General features: G+C 67.0%; 17 protein-coding genes. 11 read left to right on the forward strand and 6 right to left on the reverse strand.

The window, feature by feature from the left end:
• Position 1: 1 nt before the first annotated feature.
• The 3 genes from gph to KW832_RS22645 all read right to left on the reverse strand — a co-directional run bounded on the left by gph (position 2) and on the right by KW832_RS22645 (position 3,677).
• A complete protein-coding gene (gene gph / locus KW832_RS22635) occupies positions 2-712 on the reverse strand; it encodes a phosphoglycolate phosphatase (RefSeq protein ID WP_218301455.1) in 711 nt (236 codons plus the stop codon).
• An 80-nt stretch (positions 713-792) separates the two neighbouring features.
• On the reverse strand, positions 793-2,316 hold the full coding sequence (locus tag KW832_RS22640; RefSeq protein WP_255577907.1) for a hypothetical protein: 1,524 nt from the start codon (positions 2,314-2,316) through the stop codon (positions 793-795).
• 2 nt (positions 2,317-2,318) lie between these two features.
• Positions 2,319-3,677, reverse strand: a complete 1,359-nt coding sequence (locus KW832_RS22645) for an SPFH domain-containing protein (protein WP_218301454.1) — start codon at positions 3,675-3,677, stop codon at positions 2,319-2,321.
• A 228-nt stretch (positions 3,678-3,905) separates the two neighbouring features.
• Here KW832_RS22645 and KW832_RS22650 point away from each other — a divergent pair, with 228 nt between their 5' ends.
• From KW832_RS22650 to KW832_RS22660, 3 genes are all read left to right on the forward strand, one after another.
• On the forward strand, positions 3,906-4,604 hold the full coding sequence (locus KW832_RS22650; protein ID WP_218301453.1) for a response regulator transcription factor: 699 nt from the start codon (positions 3,906-3,908) through the stop codon (positions 4,602-4,604).
• Positions 4,605-4,633: 29 nt separating this feature from the next.
• The gene (locus KW832_RS22655) at positions 4,634-6,730 is read left to right on the forward strand and encodes a HAMP domain-containing sensor histidine kinase (protein ID WP_218301596.1); all 2,097 of its coding nucleotides are present in this window, start codon (positions 4,634-4,636) and stop codon (positions 6,728-6,730) included.
• Between the two features lie 128 nt (positions 6,731-6,858).
• Positions 6,859-7,251 (forward strand): hypothetical protein, encoded by a 393-nt coding sequence (locus tag KW832_RS22660; RefSeq protein WP_218301452.1) that lies wholly within the window; start codon positions 6,859-6,861, stop codon positions 7,249-7,251.
• A 68-nt stretch (positions 7,252-7,319) separates the two neighbouring features.
• Here the strand turns inward: KW832_RS22660 and rpe are convergent, their stop codons facing one another.
• Complete coding sequence (rpe, locus tag KW832_RS22665; protein WP_218301451.1) at positions 7,320-8,000, reverse strand: ribulose-phosphate 3-epimerase; 681 nt, start codon at positions 7,998-8,000, stop codon at positions 7,320-7,322.
• Positions 8,001-8,088: 88 nt separating this feature from the next.
• Between rpe and apaG the strand changes: the two genes are divergently transcribed.
• The 4 genes from apaG (at position 8,089) to KW832_RS22685 (ending at position 13,129) form a co-directional block, all read left to right on the forward strand.
• Positions 8,089-8,496: a Co2+/Mg2+ efflux protein ApaG gene (gene apaG, locus KW832_RS22670; protein WP_121421421.1), complete on the forward strand. Its 408-nt coding sequence runs from the start codon at positions 8,089-8,091 to the stop codon at positions 8,494-8,496.
• Between the two features lie 82 nt (positions 8,497-8,578).
• The gene (locus KW832_RS22675) at positions 8,579-10,594 is read left to right on the forward strand and encodes a site-specific recombinase (protein WP_218301450.1); all 2,016 of its coding nucleotides are present in this window, start codon (positions 8,579-8,581) and stop codon (positions 10,592-10,594) included.
• Between the two features lie 161 nt (positions 10,595-10,755).
• The gene (locus tag KW832_RS22680; RefSeq protein ID WP_121421423.1) at positions 10,756-12,015 is read left to right on the forward strand and encodes a cation:proton antiporter; all 1,260 of its coding nucleotides are present in this window, start codon (positions 10,756-10,758) and stop codon (positions 12,013-12,015) included.
• Positions 12,005-13,129 (forward strand): YbdK family carboxylate-amine ligase, encoded by a 1,125-nt coding sequence (locus KW832_RS22685; RefSeq protein ID WP_055395579.1) that lies wholly within the window; start codon positions 12,005-12,007, stop codon positions 13,127-13,129. The genes KW832_RS22680 and KW832_RS22685 overlap by 11 nt, the downstream gene beginning before the upstream one ends.
• 21 nt (positions 13,130-13,150) lie before the next feature.
• Here the strand turns inward: KW832_RS22685 and KW832_RS22690 are convergent, their stop codons facing one another.
• Complete coding sequence (locus KW832_RS22690; RefSeq protein ID WP_121508331.1) at positions 13,151-13,549, reverse strand: tautomerase family protein; 399 nt, start codon at positions 13,547-13,549, stop codon at positions 13,151-13,153.
• Positions 13,531-13,755 (reverse strand): hypothetical protein, encoded by a 225-nt coding sequence (locus KW832_RS22695; RefSeq protein WP_147433269.1) that lies wholly within the window; start codon positions 13,753-13,755, stop codon positions 13,531-13,533. The genes KW832_RS22690 and KW832_RS22695 overlap by 19 nt, the downstream gene beginning before the upstream one ends.
• A 163-nt stretch (positions 13,756-13,918) precedes the next feature.
• Between KW832_RS22695 and KW832_RS22700 the strand changes: the two genes are divergently transcribed.
• The 4 genes from KW832_RS22700 (at position 13,919) to KW832_RS22715 (ending at position 16,895) form a co-directional block, all read left to right on the forward strand.
• On the forward strand, positions 13,919-14,827 hold the full coding sequence (locus KW832_RS22700) for a LysR family transcriptional regulator (RefSeq protein ID WP_218301449.1): 909 nt from the start codon (positions 13,919-13,921) through the stop codon (positions 14,825-14,827).
• Between the two features lie 45 nt (positions 14,828-14,872).
• Complete coding sequence (gene thiL / locus KW832_RS22705) at positions 14,873-15,856, forward strand: thiamine-phosphate kinase (RefSeq protein WP_218301448.1); 984 nt, start codon at positions 14,873-14,875, stop codon at positions 15,854-15,856.
• Between the two features lie 124 nt (positions 15,857-15,980).
• The gene (locus tag KW832_RS22710) at positions 15,981-16,184 is read left to right on the forward strand and encodes a DUF2892 domain-containing protein (RefSeq protein WP_010466405.1); all 204 of its coding nucleotides are present in this window, start codon (positions 15,981-15,983) and stop codon (positions 16,182-16,184) included.
• A 174-nt stretch (positions 16,185-16,358) separates the two neighbouring features.
• Positions 16,359-16,895: an RNA polymerase sigma factor gene (locus tag KW832_RS22715; protein ID WP_218301447.1), complete on the forward strand. Its 537-nt coding sequence runs from the start codon at positions 16,359-16,361 to the stop codon at positions 16,893-16,895.
• The last annotated feature ends 75 nt before the right edge of the window (positions 16,896-16,970 follow it).

Genomic DNA, 16,970 nt, shown 5'->3' on the forward strand with positions numbered 1-16,970 from the left:
CTCAGGTCAGCTGCGCCAGCGAATCCACAAAACCGTCGGCATCCACGGCCCGAACGGGCGCGCCGTGGTTGTAGCCGTAGGTGACCAGCACCACGGGGCACCCGGCCGCGCGGGCAGCCTGCGCGTCGTTGCTGGAATCGCCCAGCATCAGCGTGCGCGCGGGGGCAGTGCCCAGCGCTTCGCAGGTCTTGAGGAGGGGCAGAGGATCGGGCTTCTTGCGCTCGAAGGCGTCACCGCCAAACACTTTCTCGAAATACCCATCGAGGCCCTTGGACTTCAGAAGCGGCAGCGCAAAGTCCGTGGGTTTGTTGGTCAGGCAGGCCAGGCGCAGCCCCCGGGCACGCAGCGCCTTCAGACCGTCCTCCACACCCCGGTAAACCCCTGCAAACTGGCCGTTGATGTCCAGGTAGTGGCGCTGGTAGCTGGCCCAGGCTGCAGGATAGTATGCTTCGATTTTTATAGCATTTTGCGCAATACCATCAAGCGCTAGGACGTGATTTAGCACTGATCGCAGCAAATGCTCCGAGCCTTTGCCCACCATGTGTTCGATGTGCAGGGCCTCGATGGCCGGCAGGGCCAGCTCACGGAGCATGCGATTGATCGCCTCGTTGAAATCCCCCATGGTGTCCACCATGGTGCCGTCCAGGTCCACGATGACGGCATCTACACGGGACAGCAGAGAAGACAACATGGGGTCGGCGGCGTGGGACATAAGGCAGAAAGACGGAAGAGGAAAAAGTTGCCCAAGTTTAAGGAACCGATGAAGCCTTCTTCTTCCCGCCCACCCTGCATTCAGCGCAAGCTCAGCGTCTGCCGCTTCCACGCAGGGTCTTGCCAGCGCTGGAACAAAGGCAGCGCTGCTACATCGCCCGTGACCCGCTCAGTGGTCAGGCCGTCCAACCGCACCACCTCAAAGCTCTTGCGGTAGCGCCCCTGGCCGCGCGCCTCGCGTGCCACCAGCATCTGCTGGCCGCCAGGCACCCATCCGGCCCACTCGGCCACGCCGGTTTCTGGCGTGGTGGCCGCTGGCGGCAGCACATCGGCGAGCCAGCCGCCTTCGGTCTTGCGCAGCACCCACAGCTCGCGCCAGCCTTCCAGGGGTTGCACAGCCAGGGCCACCGCCGTGCCTTCGCGGTTGGTGCTGGCCGACGCAGACCAGACCACGCCATAGGTGCAACGGCGCAGCAGCGGGGCCTGGGCCGGGTGCTGGGCATCCACCAGCAGCACACAGGTTTCACCGGGAGCGCCGGGCTCGGTCACCAGGGTCGGGCGGGCTGCTTTGGACGGGGCCGCTGGCGCGGTAGTGGGCACCAGTGCCCAGCGCACCGCACTCACCCGCATGGCAGCGTCGTTGTAGGCGCTTTGATCCTCGTCGGGCAGGTCGGCCTTGCTCACGCCGGCGAACTCGGTCAGCGCGCGCGCAGCAGCGGCAGCCACCGCTGGATCTGCAACATTCTTGCGCGCCTGCTCGAAAGCCGTGGCGCCCCACACGCTGGCGCGGCGCATGTGCACGCGGTTGCGCAGGTAGGGCGGCAAGCCGGCAACGACCACACGCTCCAGCACATCGACCTGCCAGGCGTGCACCTTGGCGCGTTCGTGGGCTGGCAGGTCGGGGTTGATGCACTCTGGCCGCGTCAGCGCCAGGGCGGCGCGGGCGCGCTGGGCGGCATCGGCCACCGGCATGGCCAGCACGCGGCGAAAGGCTTCGCCTTCATAGCAAACCTGCATGCGGCCCTCCACCTCATAGGTGGCAAAACGCACGCCGTAGGCATTGGCCACATCCAGGTGCGCGGACAGCGTGGCCCCCGAGGCCTTACCCGGCACGGCCACCGAGGCGCGGCGTGCAAGCCGGTCGGCGAACGTGCCCAGCGCATCAAAAGCCTGTGCGCCCTCGACACCCGCCAGCAGCTGGCCAGGAGCCGCCTGCAGGTAGGCGGCGGTGAGGCCAATTCCCAGCGCCTCAGCACCCGGCGTGTCTTGCATGAACCGCAGCACAGCCAGCAACGCGGGGCCTTCGGCCTCGGTCAGTGCCACGCGGCGCACATCGCTGGCGCGGATGAAACCGCCGCGCTCACGCTTGTGGTCCCACACCTGCAGGTAATCCAGGCGCTCGCCGCGCACCTCCAGCACCTCGCCCTGCCACAGGCTGGCCTGCTGCTGGGCGCCATCGCGCGGCGCGGCACGCAGGCTGGCCTGGTCCTGCACCACGATGGCACTGCCCAGGGTATTGACCGAAGCAGGAGGCACGGCGGCAGAGGCCACCGTGACTGCAGCGCTGGCGACCGCTGCAATGAAGGTCAAGGTCGTGAGACTCATGTTCATTGCTCCACAGCCTGGACGGTGGAGGCGTCGTCGGCCACGCCCGCAGCCTGTACAACACCGGCTTGCGCATTACGGCTGCCGCCCAGCAGCGCCGCGCCGATGAAATCACCGTTGGTCGGAGGCGGCGCGATGATGACCTGGATCTTGTCGGAGAGCTTGTCGGCCAGCGTCTTCTGGATGAGCAGCGGATGTTTGGTGACCAGCGCTCCTTCGCGCGCCATCTGCTCGGCGTTCACCTTGCCAATGCGGTCCATGCGGTAGGCCTCGGCCTCAGCCAGCTTCTGGCGGGCATCCGCCTCGCCGTTGGCTTCGATGCGGCGGGCCTGGGCGCTGCCCTCGGCGGCCTTGATGCGCGATACCTTTTCGGCCTCGGCCTCCAGCTGGCGCTGCTCGATCTGGCGCTGCTTGAAGGGCAGCACATGTTTCATCGCCTCTTCCTGGGCGCGGGCGGCGATCACCTGCTCGCGGGCCGCAGCTTCAGCAGCCACCTCGCGGCGCACCTTGTCGGCATTGGCGTCGAGTTCGGTCTCCTTCACACGCTTGTCTTTCAGCTCCAGCGTGTAGCGCATCTTCTCGGAAGCCAGTTCCTCGGCCAGCAGGCTGTCCATGCCGCGGCGGTACTCGGCGGGCAGGTCCACCTTGCCGATCTGCACGTGGCGCAGCAGCACGCCATCGGCGGCCAGGCGCGTGCGCAGTTCAGTCTCGATGATTTGTGCGATCTCGGCACGCTTGGACGAGAAAATTTCACGCACGGTGTAGCGGGCAAACACCTTGTAGACCAACCCCTGCACGGCAGGTGCCACGATGTCGGCGTCCACATCATCGGGCAGGCGGCCAGCCTTGACGGTTTCGGAGGCAGGATCGAGTGCGTAGCGCACGCTCAGGTCAAGCCCGAACGACAGTCCTTCCACCGATTGCAAGGGTGCGCTGCCATTGGCCTGGCGCATGGCTTCAGGGCGGTAGCTCTGGTCCCGCAGAGAGAAGATGCGCACACTGTGCAGGCCCGGAACCACCCACATGCTGCCATCACGCCACTGGCTCACCGAACCGGTGAACTGGTTCATGCGGACCGCCAGCTCACCCTGGCCCAGCTGCTGCACCGGCGGGTGGCGAAGCACAAGACCCCCTGCACCGACCACCACGGCACCGGCCACCATCCAGCGCACCGTGCTGGCCGTGGGCAGCAGGTACGCCCAGTGGATGCCCCCTGCGTCCACGTCTGCGGATGCTGGCATGGCAGCTTCCGTCTGCAAAGGTGCCGCGTCTTGCGGCCATTCGCCGCTGGCGTCCAGCGGGCGGGGGGCGGCATTGCGCCCACGCAGGGCTTGCACGATGCGGTTCCAGGCGGTTTTCATGGTGGTTCTCTCTCTCGGTAGGGTGAAGTTGTTGTCTGCTTCTGAGCCGTCCGATCGGGCTGCTCATTGGGGACTGATTCTTCGGATTCACCCCGGAAGCAACAACACAGCGCGCACCCCAAAGCCCTCACACCCACCGCACAAACCCTCCGGGCCCGGAAGAAACCTTCACACCGGGCAAGCAAGGCGCCCCGGATAATCGACGCACCCTTACTCCGCGCCCCGCCCATGACCCGCATCGCCGTGATCGAAGACGACCTGCCCACCAGCAACCAGCTGGCGGGCTGGATTGCCAGTGCGAAGAGCGGCATCGTGATTGACCAGTGGTTCACGCGCGACGACGCCGAAGCCGCCCTGGCGCGCGAGCACTACGACGCCGTGGTCCTTGACATCGAACTGGGCCGTGAGCGCCATGCGGGCGTGGCGCTCATCAACGCCATCAACAAGCGCCGTCAGGGCACACCGGTGCTGGTGGTGTCGGCCATGCCTGCGGCCATCTACCGCAGCATCATGAAGGCGCTGGACGCGTGGGACTACCTGCAAAAGACCACGTTCGAGGAGGCCGACTTCATCGAGACCTTTCTCGACATCCTGCGCACCACGCAGGCACAGACTCCGACCCGCACAGCACCCGCCCCGGTGGGCGATGCGCTGGTGCTGGACCCGCTGTGGCAGCGCTCCCCCACCTGGCGCGGCGAGCGCATCAACCTGCCCCTGACGGCCCAGCGCATCCTGGCCACGCTGCACCAGCGCAGTGGCGAGGTGGTGTCATACGGCGAACTTTTTGAGGTGGTGAAAAGCGGGCGCAACCGCGACAACGTGCGCAAGCACGTCAGTACCATCCGCGAGGCCCTGCGCGAGGTGGACCCCGCCTTCGAAGGCATCGAGAACGTACCCATGCGCGGCTTTCGCTGGACAGGCAAGTGAAGCGTCTGCTCCGCCACCCCGCGCTGGAAATGCCCCGCCTGGGCCTGCCCGCCTTCCGGTTGCGGATTCTGGTGCGCAGCGTGTTTGCGCTGCTGGCGCTGGCCACCGTCGCGCTGAGCGTGGTGCTGCTCAAGGAAGAAAAGGAGCGTGGCTGGCAGAGCTACCAGCACGGCTTCGCGCGCAGCCAGTCCGAGGTCATGGCCCGTCTGCGCCACCCCTCTGGGCAGCTGGCCTTGCTCAATGCGGGCAACCGTGGCGCCGCCCCCGCGCCGCTGGCGCCCCTGCTGCTGCCCTATGCGGCGCTGGACTTCGACGACCAAAACAAGGCCCAACAGGCCGTGGAGATGGCAGGCTGCGCGGTGCAGTACCCCGACGGTTCGTCGGTCTGCGCGGCCATCGGCAACAACCCCTATGCCGGGGGCTTCATTTACCTGGTGGGCAGCTTCTACGCGGGCGAGCTGGTGCCCCGCGAACGTGGCGCACTGGCGCTGCAGGCCGTGCACCGCGCCCGCATCACGCTGGACATGCGCGGCGCTACCTACCGCTGGGTGGCGCCTTTTGAAGCACTGCCACCCCAGGGCACGATCAGCACCCGGGGCCGCCTGACAGGATTCGTGGACAGCGGAGAAGAGTCCCTGGATGCCCGGGCGCGGCCGGTGCGGGATTTTCGCGGCTGGCTCTGGCAGAACGGCCAGTGCCGGGATCTGGCGGGCGCCGTACCCGATTGCCTGCGCCGCACCTTCTACTCCATCCGCCTGCCGGTGGAGCTGTTCCGCGAAGCGCTGTTTGACAAGCAGCGCCTGGTCTGGCCGCCACAGGATCTTGGCAACATGCGCGTGCGGGTGGAAATGCTGGCGCCCGGCACAGGCGCGGCGCTGTTCGACAGCAATGTCCCCGGTGCCCAGGCTGCGGCTTCGCTGGCCGATGTGGCGCGCACCCTGCTGCCCGGCGAACAGGTGCAGATCCGCAAGCTGGGCACGAGCGACAGCGAAGCGATCACGCTCAAGGGTTCCGAAGTGCAGGCAGACCCGTCGGCGCCCTGGCTGCTGCGCCTTATCAGCTGGCTGCCGCTGGAGTGGCAAGCCGCTGGCGATCATCAGGCGCAGCCGGTACCGGCCGGCCTCGACATTCTGGACACCCCGGCGGGCAACTATGCCGTCACCTTTACCGGCAACCTGCGCGGCGTGGAGCAGGGCCTTGCCGCCGTGGCCACCCGCATGTCGTGGTACCTGGGCGCCATGCTCGCGGCCATCGCGCTGGCCTGGCTGGTGGTGGAGGTGGGACTCATCCGCCGCGTGACCGCCCTCACCCGCCGCGCGGCAGCGGTTTCGTACAACGTGCAGGACGGGCACATCGGCCCCCGCCTGGGCGACCTGGACGTGTCGGACCTGCGCGGATCGGACGAGCTGGGCATTCTGGCTGGCGGCCTGGCCGACCTGCTCCAGCGTGTGAAGGACGATATCCAGCGCGAACAGTTGCGCGCCCAGCAGGAGCGCGACATGTGGCATGCCGTGGGGCACGAGATCATGTCCCCCTTGCAATCGCTCATGGTGCTGCACGGCAGCGCCGACGACCCGGGCCACCGCTACATCCAGCGCATGCAACAGGCCGTGCATGTGCTGTATGGCACGGCCTCCCCTGCGGAGGCGTTGCAGGCGGCCGACGTGCCGCAGGGTCGACTGGACCTGGATGCCTTCCTGCGTCACGTGGCCAACAACGCGCACTTTGCAGGCATCGACAACGTGGTCTATGAAGGAGGGGCGGGCCCGGTCATCGTTCGGGCGGACGAATTTGCATTGGAAGACGTGGTGACCCACATCCTGCGCAATGCCGACCGCTACCGCCCGCCGGGCACGGCCATCACGCTGACGCTGGCGGCCTCCGAGTCGACTGCCAGCGCCACGCTGCGCAACCAGGGTGTCACCATTGCCGAGGATCTGCTGGGGCGCATCTTTGAGCTGGGGGTGTCCGACCCCAGCCTTCCCATGCCCGACGGCGAGAGCGGGCACCGGGGCCAGGGCCTGTTCGTGGCCAAGACCTACATGGCCAAGATGGGCGGCACAATCAACGCGCGCAATACGGCCGACGGCGTGGCCTTCGTCCTGACTTTTCAGCGCCTGGGCTGACCAGGCCCGAAACGCGCGCCCCGCGCACGGCAGGGGGCGGCACTGTCCGACAGGGGCGCGCAGCAGGGGGGCCTACCCTGCAGGCATACGTTCAGACCACCGTCTGCGATTGCCCCAGGAGCCCTTTCATGAACCGCATTCCCTTTGCCACCCCCCTCTTCACCGCCGCCTTGCTGCTGGCCTGCGCGGGTGTATCCGCACAAACGCCGCCTCAGGATGCGCGGGCACGCTATGAGCAGGAGCGGGAAAAGTGCATGACCAACAACACCCAGGACAGTCTGGCCACCTGCCTGCGCGAGGCCAACAACGCGCTGGATGCTTCGCGCAAGGGCGATCTGAGCAACCCTGGAGCCGCCGCAAACGACAACGCCACACAGCGTTGTGCTGCGTTCCAGACGGCGGCCGACCAGGCTGATTGCATGCGCCGTGTGCAAAGCAGCCCGGCGAGTGGCTCGGTGTCCGGCGGCGGCGTGTTGCGTGAATCGACCACCACGACGATCACCGTCCCTGCACAACAATAACCAAGCTCCAGGAAGGCGTGGTCTATGAAAACGGCCACCGCGCAAAGTCTGCGCAGCGGCTCAGGAGATCACCCCAGTTCTGCGCGCATCGAGTCGATGACGCCTTGGTAGTCCGGCTTGCCAAAGATGGCGCTGCCCGCGACAAAGGTGTCAGCACCCGCATCGGCCACGCGGCGGATGTTGTCGGTCTTGATGCCGCCATCCACTTCCAGGCGGATGTCCTTGCCCGAGGCGTCGATGCGCTTGCGCACAGCTTCGATCTTGCGCAGGGCCGAGTCGATGAAGCTCTGGCCGCCAAAGCCGGGGTTCACGCTCATGATGAGAATGAGGTCGATGTCGTCGATCACCCAGTCGAGAACGTCCAGCGGCTCGGCCGGATTGAACACCAGGCCGGGCTTGACGCCCTTGGAACGGATGGCCTGGATGCTGCGGTGCACGTGGCCCGAGGCGTCGGGGTGGAAGCTGATGTAGTCCGCACCCGCGTCGGCAAACGCGGCGGCCAGGGCGTCCACCGGCTGGATCATCAGGTGCACATCGATCGGTACGGCCACACCGGCGGCGGTCTTGGCATGGGGCTTGAGCGCCTGGCACACCATGGGGCCGAAGGTGAGGTTGGGCACGTAATGGTTGTCCATCACGTCGAAGTGGATCCAGTCTGCGCCAGCGGCAATGACATTGCCCACCTCTTCACCCAGGCGGGCGAAGTCGGCGGAGAGGATGGAGGGGGCGATTCGGAATGTGCGGCTCATCCTCCGATTGTCGCAAAGCGCAGAAGCCCTAGGGTTTTACCCCACGGGCATGCACTTTTTACGAATCTCCACGGTTACCATTCGCCCCATGCCAAAGTACCAGTTTGACGTGGAAGTGCTGCCCGAATACCTGCCCGAGCAGTCTGCGCCGGACACGGGGGTGTTCAGCTTCGCTTACACCATCACCATCACCAATTCCGGGGAAACGCCTGCGCAGCTGATTTCGCGCCACTGGATCATCAGTGACTCCCGGGGCCACACCGAAGAGGTCAAGGGCCTGGGCGTGGTGGGCCACCAGCCGCTGCTCAAGCCGGGCGAATCGTTCCAGTACACCAGCGGTTGCCGGCTTCGCACCTCCAGCGGGACCATGCACGGCACCTTTCACTGCGTGGCCGAAGATGGCGAGCCCTTCAACAGCCCGGTGCCGTTGTTCGTGCTGGAGGCGATCAGCCACGGCCCTTCGGGCGAACCTTTGAGCGGCCGGGTGCTGCATTGAAGCGCTATTGCCCCCACGCTCCCCACTTCGTGTGGTCGCTGCCCCCCAAGGGGGCCGCTTTTCATCTTGGGGCGGCCCGGCGATGAAAAACACCCCCCATTCCGACCTGGCCAGCATTCTGGCGGCTCTCGACCCGGCCGCTGACCTGGCCCATCGCCATCTGTGGCTCATCCACCTGCTGGACTGGGTGCGCGGCAAGCGCGATTCGGTGCCTGCCGCTGTGGGCCGGGTGCAGCTTTTCATCGATGCGGTCGCGACACGGCCCGATCTCCAGCAGCGGCTGCAAGCCTGGTGGGCCACCTTGGTGGGCCAGGTCGATATCACCACCTTGCTGGCCGATTTTGGCTTTGCGCCCCGCACTGCGCTGGTCAGCGAGATGGCGGAGCGCCTGCGCACCAAGCTGCTGCCGGGCAGCCCAGAGACCATCGACGCGTCCGAGCTTTTCATGCTGGCGCTGCCCAGCGCTTTTGACGCCCAGTGGCTCGCGGCGCTCGACGAAGCCCAGCTGAACCGGCTGGTGGAGTTGCTGGCTTCCCCGGGTGGCAACAACAGCCCCGGTGGCGCCACGCGCTGGCACCGCGCCCTGCTCGACGCCATCACCTACTGTGCGGGGCAGATTCTCTCGACCGGCTTTGCCCCCGAACTCCGGTTGCGCATGAGCGAATCCGCGCGCGAGGCGCAGCCCTTTCATGCACTGATCCGCGATGTGGAAAGCCTGCGCGTGGAGGTGCTGCATGCGCTGCGCACGCCTGACCGGCTCAACGAGTCGGCCCAGCGCCTGCGCGAGCGCCTGGAGGCCTGCCGCGCGGCGGCGGCCACCGTGTACACGCATTTCGAAGACAACGGCATTTCAGTGGGCCTGGTCTTTCGCCTGCGGCAGCTGCGCGAGCGCATCCTGCGCGTGCGCGAATTGCTCGACTGCCTGCTGTCGGCCCAACCAGCCGTCACGGCGGCGCAGCTCATGGCGCACCTGGTGATGGTGGGACAGGAGCGGCGCAGCCTGCGCGCGTTGCTGGCGTCCAACTCCTCGCTGCTGGCGGCCAAGGTGGCCGAGCGCAGCGCCGAGACGGGCGAGCACTACATCACCCGCACGGGCACCGAATACCGCGCCATGCTGCGCAAGGCGGCGGGCGGCGGCGCCCTGATGGCGTTCACCACACTGACCAAGTTCGGCCTCCATGCGCTGGCGCTGTCGGCGTTCTGGGGCGGGTTCATGGCGGGGGTCAACTACGCCGTGAGCTTTGTGCTGATCCAGCTGTTGCACTTCACAGTGGCCACCAAACAACCGGCCATGACGGCGCCGGCCATGGCGGCCAAGCTCAAGGAGCTGGGCTCGGGCGGCGCGATCGAGGCGTTTGTGGATGAGATCACGCACCTGGTGCGCTCCCAGGTGGCTGCCGTGCTGGGCAATGTGCTGGTGGTCTTCCCCGCCGTGCTGGCGCTGGCCACGCTGATTGCCCTGGCCACGGGCGGGCCCGCCATCAGCGTGAAGGAGGCAGAGCATGTGCTCGCATCCTTGCACCTGCTCGGGCCTTCGCTGTTTTTTGCGGCCTTTACCGGGGTGCTGCTGTTTGCATCCAGCATCATTGCGGGCTGGACGGAGAACTGGTTTGTGCTGCACCGCATGGACTCGGCTTTGCACTACAACCCGCGCATCACGGCGCTGCTGGGCGTCGAGCGCGCCGCGCGCTGGGCCCGCTTCCTGCGCGAAAACCTCTCGGGCCTTGCGGCCAATGTCTCGCTGGGTTTCATGCTCGGCCTGGTGCCCGCGTTTGCCGCTTTTTTTGGGCTGGGGCTCGATGTGCGCCACGTCACGCTGTCCACCGGCCAGGTGGCTGCCGCCAGCGCCGCACTGGGCCTGCAGGTGCTGCATTTGCCCGCGTTATGGTGGGCCGTGGCCTCGCTGCCCTTTCTGGGTGCGCTGAATGTGTCGGTAAGTTTTTATCTGGCCTTCAGCCTGGCGCTGCGCGCGCAAAACGTGAGCGGTGTAGACCGCTCGCGCATCTACGCCGCAATTCGCGCCCGCCTGCGCAGCGCCCCCCTGAGCTTTTTTGTGCCAGCGCGGCAAGCCAGCGTTGGTGTATCGTCGCAGGCCTGACGGCGGGCAACCGCCGCATCTGTCCTACATGGCCGGAATGTTTCCGCCTGTAAATTCGGGGCACCAACGCCCAAGCGCACCCCCTCCCATCTGCGGAGGGCCTGTGCGCGGGCCCTTTCACACCAACGGGCATCGCCCGTCTGACGCAGAGGTTCCATGACATGAACGAAATCCTGACCTTCTGGGCGCAGTGGCTGCGCCCCTCGGCCGGGTTGCCCACGGTGCAATGGTCGCTGCTGCTGGCCGTGGCCGCCATGGCGGGCTATCTCACGCAGCGCCACACCGGCCTGCCCAAGGTGCTCGGCTATTCGCTGGTAGGCACCGCCGCCGGGCTGGCCGGGTTCAGCGGTGCCGTGTGGCCGCTGCAGGGCATTGGCCTGTTCCTGCTGGAGCTGGGCATTGCCCTGGTGCTCTTTGAATGTGGTGGCCGCATTCCGCTGCGCTGGTTCCGCCACAACCCGATGGTGCTGGTGCAGAGCATTGCCGAATCGGTGCTGACCTATTTCGCCGTGTATTGGGTGCTGGTGTGGCTGAACCTGCCCACGCAGGTGGCCGGGCCGCTGGCCCTGGTGGCGCTCGCGGCTTCACCCGCCGTGCTCACGCGCGTGGTGGCCGACACCCGCGCCGCCGGGCCCGTGACGGAACGCGCCATCGTGCTCACCACGCTCTCTACGCTATACGCGCTGACACTGGGCAGCGCCAAGGCCGAGCTGATCAACCGCCAAAGCGTCACCATGGTGGAGACCGTGTACCCCGTGATGGTGGTGCTGGGCGTCTCCATCATCGTGGCCGCCGTGCTGGCCCTGGTGCTGCGCATGGCGTTGCGCTTCATGAGCCCCACGAGCGAAAACACCTCCATGCTGTTTCTGGCATTGGTCGCGGCGGGCACCGCCGTGGCAGCGCACATGGGGGGCTCGGCGCCGCTGGCCGCGCTGCTGGGCGGCATGCTGCTCAAGCAACTCAACCCCCGCCCCTGGGCCTGGCCCCGTCAGCTGGGCAACGCGTCGTCACTGCTCACCATGCTGATGTTTGTGCTGGTCTCTACGGTGGCGGCGCAGGCCGACTGGAGCGCCCCGGTGGCCGGCGTGGTGCTGGCCCTGATTGCCGTGCGCCTGGTGGCCAAGGCCACCGGCGTGGCACTGGGCAACGTGGGCAGCGGTGCGAGCTGGAAGCAGGCACTGTGGGTGGGCTGCGCGATGACACCGATGTCGTCCATCGCACTCTTGATCGCCTCGCAGTTCGTGCTGGCCTCGCCTTCCACCGGCCATGTGATTGCCGGTGTGGCGCTGCCGGCCATCTTGCTGATGGAGGTGCTGGGCGCCGTGATTGCCACCGTGGCCATTTACCGTGCGGGCGAAAGCTCCAAACCCTGGGCGCCATTGACCCGCAGCAACAACGGAGAAAACAGCCGTGAGTCTTGAAGCCTTCAACCATTCCGAACCGCTGACGCTGGGTGTCGAGCTGGAGCTGCAGCTCGTCAACACCAACGACTACGACCTGGCCCCCTATGCCGAGGACATGCTGCGCCTCATGAAGAAAACCCCGCTGCCCGGCAGCGTGGTGCCCGAGATGACGAACAGCATGATCGAGATATCGACCGGCATCTGCCACTCGGCCAGCGAAGTGCTGGGCCAGCTCACGCCCATCCGCGATGCGCTGGTCAAAAGCGCTGACAAGCTCAACATCGCCGTGGTGGGCGGCGGCACGCACCCCTTCCAGCAGTGGCACGAGCGGCGCATCTACGACAAGCCGCGTTTTCGTGAGCTGTCCGAGCTGTATGGCTACCTGTCCAAGCAGTTCACCATCTTCGGCCAGCACGTGCACATCGGCTGCCCCGACGCGAACGCCGCGCTGCTCATGCTGCACCGCATGTCGCGCTACATCCCTCACTTCATCGCACTGTCGGCATCGAGCCCCTATGTGCAGGGCCAGGATACGGCCTTCGACTCGGCACGCCTGAACTCGGTGTTTGCGTTTCCGCTGTCAGGCCGCGCCCCCATGGCCCTGACCTGGGATGACTTCACGGTTTACTTCGACAAGATGACGCGCACCGGCGTGGTCAAGAGCATGAAGGACTTCTACTGGGACATTCGCCCCAAGCCCGAGTTCGGCACCATCGAGATCCGCGTGTTCGACACGCCACTGACCATTGAGCGCGCTGCCGCACTCGCGGGCTACGTGCAGTCGCTGGGCGCGTGGTTTCTGGCCGACCAGCCCTTCATGCCCGCCGAAGACGACTACCTTGTGTACACCTACAACCGCTTCCAGGCCTGCCGTTTTGGCATGGATGCGGTGTATGTAGACCCGGCTACGGGCGACCACATGCCGCTGCGCGAGCACATCCTCAAGACCATGGACAAGATCGCCGGACACGCCGCCGTGCAAGGCGCATCAAGCGCCATGCACATGCTGCGCACCGAAGCGGAAGCGGGCCAGAACGACGCGCGCTGGCTGCGCGAGCGTCAACGCGAAGAGCAATTGCTGGCCGAAGTCAGCCGCCAGGCAGCGCAGCGCTTTCGCGGCGCACCAGCCTGAGCGCGCCTCGCACCCCCACCTTCACGCCGCCAGCGCCAGCTTGCGCGCCTGCTGCGTTCGCCCGCCATAGCCCCAGTCGCTGGCGGGCAACTCCCGCACCACCACGTAGCTGGCCGTGGCCAGCGCGCCGTCACCGGCCAGCTGGCGCTGCAGTTCAGCAAATGCGGCCTGGATGAAGGCGGCCTTCTCTTCTCGTGTGTTCGTACCCTCTGTGATGCTGATCTCCAGCAGTGCCGTGGGCTGCTCGATGGGCGCACCGCCGATGTGCCAACGCGCGGCGGGCAGGTCGTCGATGACCACCGCCGTCACCTCGCGGCGCTTGCCCAGCAGGTCCACGGTCAAGTCGGTCAGCGCGCTGGCCAGCTGCCGGTAGCGCTCGGGGTTTTGTAGCGGGGCGAGTTTCAGAACAAGGGTTGGCATGGTGTTTTCAGCTCCGGGGTGGAAGGATTCATGGGCGCAGCTTCAGTACGCGCGAGGTGGAAAGCCCGGCGGACCATGCGCAGGAACCCACGCGCCACCCAGGTGTGGGCTTCGCGAATCGCGTCCTGCCGCAGCTGCAGCGCGTGGCGCTTGGCCTCGTCGCGCAGTCGCTGGTAGTCATCGGGGTGCAGGTGCTGTGGGTACATGCTCATTTCCTTTCAGGGTGAAGCCACTGTAGGCAGCACCGGACACGGCGGAAACCGCCTGCGCTGCAAGGCCGTTTTGCACAGATTGCAAGGGGCCTGTGCGCGCATCGAGCGCGACGATTCGTGCAGAGGCTCCCCAGCCCCCCGCCGTTACCATTGCCCGATGCGCGATATCCGCTTTGAAGACATGCACCTGTTCGTGCGCGTGACCGATCTGGGCTCGCTCTCGGCGGTAGCGCGCGAGCGCGATGCGCCGGTGAGCCAGGTCTCACGCACCTTGGCGCGCATCGAGGAAGCCTGCGGCGCACGGCTGCTGCACCGCACGACCCACGGCCTCACTCCCACACCCGAGGGGCTGACCTTTCTGGACTACTGCCGCCGCATCACCGGCACGCTCGACGAGCTGGAGGGCGAGTTCGCCCAGCAAAGTGGCCAGCCCAGCGGCTGGGTGCGAGTGGCGTCCAGCTCGGTGGTGGCCGAACACCTGCTGATCCCCAGCTTCGACAGCCTGCAGCACAAGCACCCGCAACTGCGTGTGGAACTGGTAGTGGACGACCGCATGGCCGACATGGCGCGCGATGGCATCGACATCGCCATCCGCACCGGCCCGCCGCTGACCGACACCGTGGTGGCGCGCCCGCTGGGCACGCTGGCACGCGCGCTGTACGCCACACCCGGCTACCTGCAGACACACGGCGTACCCCAGCGCCCCGACGATCTGCGCCAGCACCGGCTCATCACCAACAGCGCGGTGGCGTTTCTGAACCACTGGCCTTTCCAGATCAATGGCGAACCGCGGGTGCTGGTGGCCGAGGGCCACTGGCGCTCGGGCAGCACGGCCATCACCGCGCGTTTGGCGCTCCAAGGCCTGGGCATTGCGCGCCTGGCCACGGTGGTGGCGGAGCCCCTGGTGCGCCAGGGCCTGCTGGCGCCGGTGCTGGCCGACTGCGTGGACCTGCAGCCCAGCCCCATCCATGCCATCACACTCACCCGCAGGCACCGGCTGCCCAAGATCCAGGCCTGCATCGACCATTGGGCGCAGTGGTTTTCCGCCGCAGAGCCGAATGCCTGAGCGGGTTCGCGCCGTTTTCTTCCTCCGATTCTTTAGGACCGCACCGTGGGTGAATTCGACCTGATTGCACGTTACTTCACGCGCCCCGCGCGCCCGGGCGGTGCCGTGGCCCTGGGCGTGGGCGACGACTGCGCGCTGCTCGCGCCCACACCCGGCATGCAGCTGGCCATCTCCAGCGACATGCTGGTAGAGGGCCGCCACTTCTTCGCAGACGTGGACCCGGACGCCCTGGGCCACAAGGCGCTGGCCGTGAACCTGTCGGACCTGGCGGCGTGCGGCGCGCGCCCGCTGGCGTTTACCCTGGCCTTGTCACTACCCCGGGTGGATGAGGCCTGGCTGGAAGGCTTCTCGCGCGGGATGTGGACGCTGGCCGATGCCCACGGCTGCGAGCTGGTGGGGGGCGACACCACGCAGGGCCCGCTCAATATTTGCATCACCGTGTTTGGCGAGGTACCCCCCCGCCAGGCCCTGCTGCGCAGCGGCGCGCGGCCCGGCGACGATATCTACGTGAGCGGCACGCTGGGCGACGCCCGCCTTGCGCTGGAGGCACTGCTGGGCCACACCCCCCTTCCCGCCGACGTGCTGGCCCGCGCGCGCCAGCGGCTGGAGCGCCCCACCCCGCGCGTCGCCCTGGGCCTGGCCCTGCGCGGCGTGGCCAGCAGCGCCATGGATGTGAGCGACGGGCTGCTGGGCGACCTGTCGCACATCCTCAAGGCCTCAGGCGTAGGGGCCCGGATCGACACGCACATCACTTCAAAACTGATAGCTGCTAGCGCTTATCCATCAAGCGCTAGCAGCCTATTTGATGCTGAATTGATTCGCCAATGCACGTTGGCAGGTGGCGACGACTACGAGTTGGCCTTCATCGCCCCGCCCACGCAGCGTGACGCGGTGGCCGCCGCGTCGCAGGCAAGCAGCACGCCCGTCACCCGCATCGGCACGGTGCTGGCCACACCTGGCCTGCAACTGGTGGATGCACAGGGCCAACCGGTAGACAAGCGCTACGCCTCGTTTGACCATTTCCGGTAACGGGCAGCCGTGACCAGCAAAAAATTTTTCGCAACCCATGAATCCTTTTGCGAAACCCGCGGCTCTTGGTGGTGGAGGCGCCCTGTGTTGGCACCTCCTTCAACCGACCAAGGAGCCCATTCCCATGCTGTACCGCAAGAACATCACCCGCCCCGAAAGCCTGCTGCGCGTTGTGGGGGGCGTCGCCCTCATCGCCGCGGGCCTCTGGTGGCTGGCCGCATCGCCCCTGGGACTTGCGCTGGCCGCCTCGGGCGTGGGCAGCATCCTGAGCGGCGCATTCGGCTACTGCCCCGCCTGCGCCATGGTGGGCCGCAAGCCTGTTGAATGACATGAAACAACACCCCCTGAGTCGCTTCGCGCCTTCACCCCCTGCTCTCATGCTGTGCGTGGGCAGGGGGACGCAGCCAGCGCGGCGGGGCGGCCCTTGCGCGGCTGCCCGCGCAGGGGTCGCGCCGGTTTCACAGGCTGCGGGTGGCGCAATGCGCTGGGGAGAACTAAAACCATGACCGCACCCACACTCGCCCAGCTGCTTCCCGCCGCGCGCAGCGGCGACGCCGTGGCGATGGAGCAGCTGCTGCGCCTCACCCGCCCCGACATCCGTCGCTATGCGCTGCGCCATTGCGCAGCCACCACGGCCACCGACGACGTGGTGCAGGAGGCGCTCATCATCGTGTACCGCCGAGTGGGCGCGCTGCGCGAGGTGGCGGCGTTTGGTGGCTGGGTGGTGCGCATCGTGCAGCGCCTGTGCATGCGGCCGATGCTGGCGTGGCTCAAGGCCGAGCCACTGGCGCAAGTAGAAGACAACCTCGCCTGGTCGCACCGCCCCGACCACGAGCTGCGCCACGACCTGGCCCTGGCCATCGACTCGCTGCCATCGATCTACCGCGATGCCCTCCTGATGCGCGACTTCGAGGAGCTCACGATCGAGGAGATGGCCGGGCGCCTGGGCACCACGCGCGAGGCCGCCAAAAGCCGACTGCACCGGGCAAGGGCCCTGGTGCGCGAGTACCTGGTGCCATCGGCGCCTGCGGCTCGCTGAGCCCCGCTGCGCACGCAATCTAACGGGCTGCGCAATAGTTCACGCAGCACGCTGCAGGCTTGTGCGTGGCCCGTG

This window comes from Acidovorax sp. sif0632 (genome assembly GCF_019218805.1).
GTDB lineage: Bacteria > Pseudomonadota > Gammaproteobacteria > Burkholderiales > Burkholderiaceae_C > Acidovorax > Acidovorax facilis.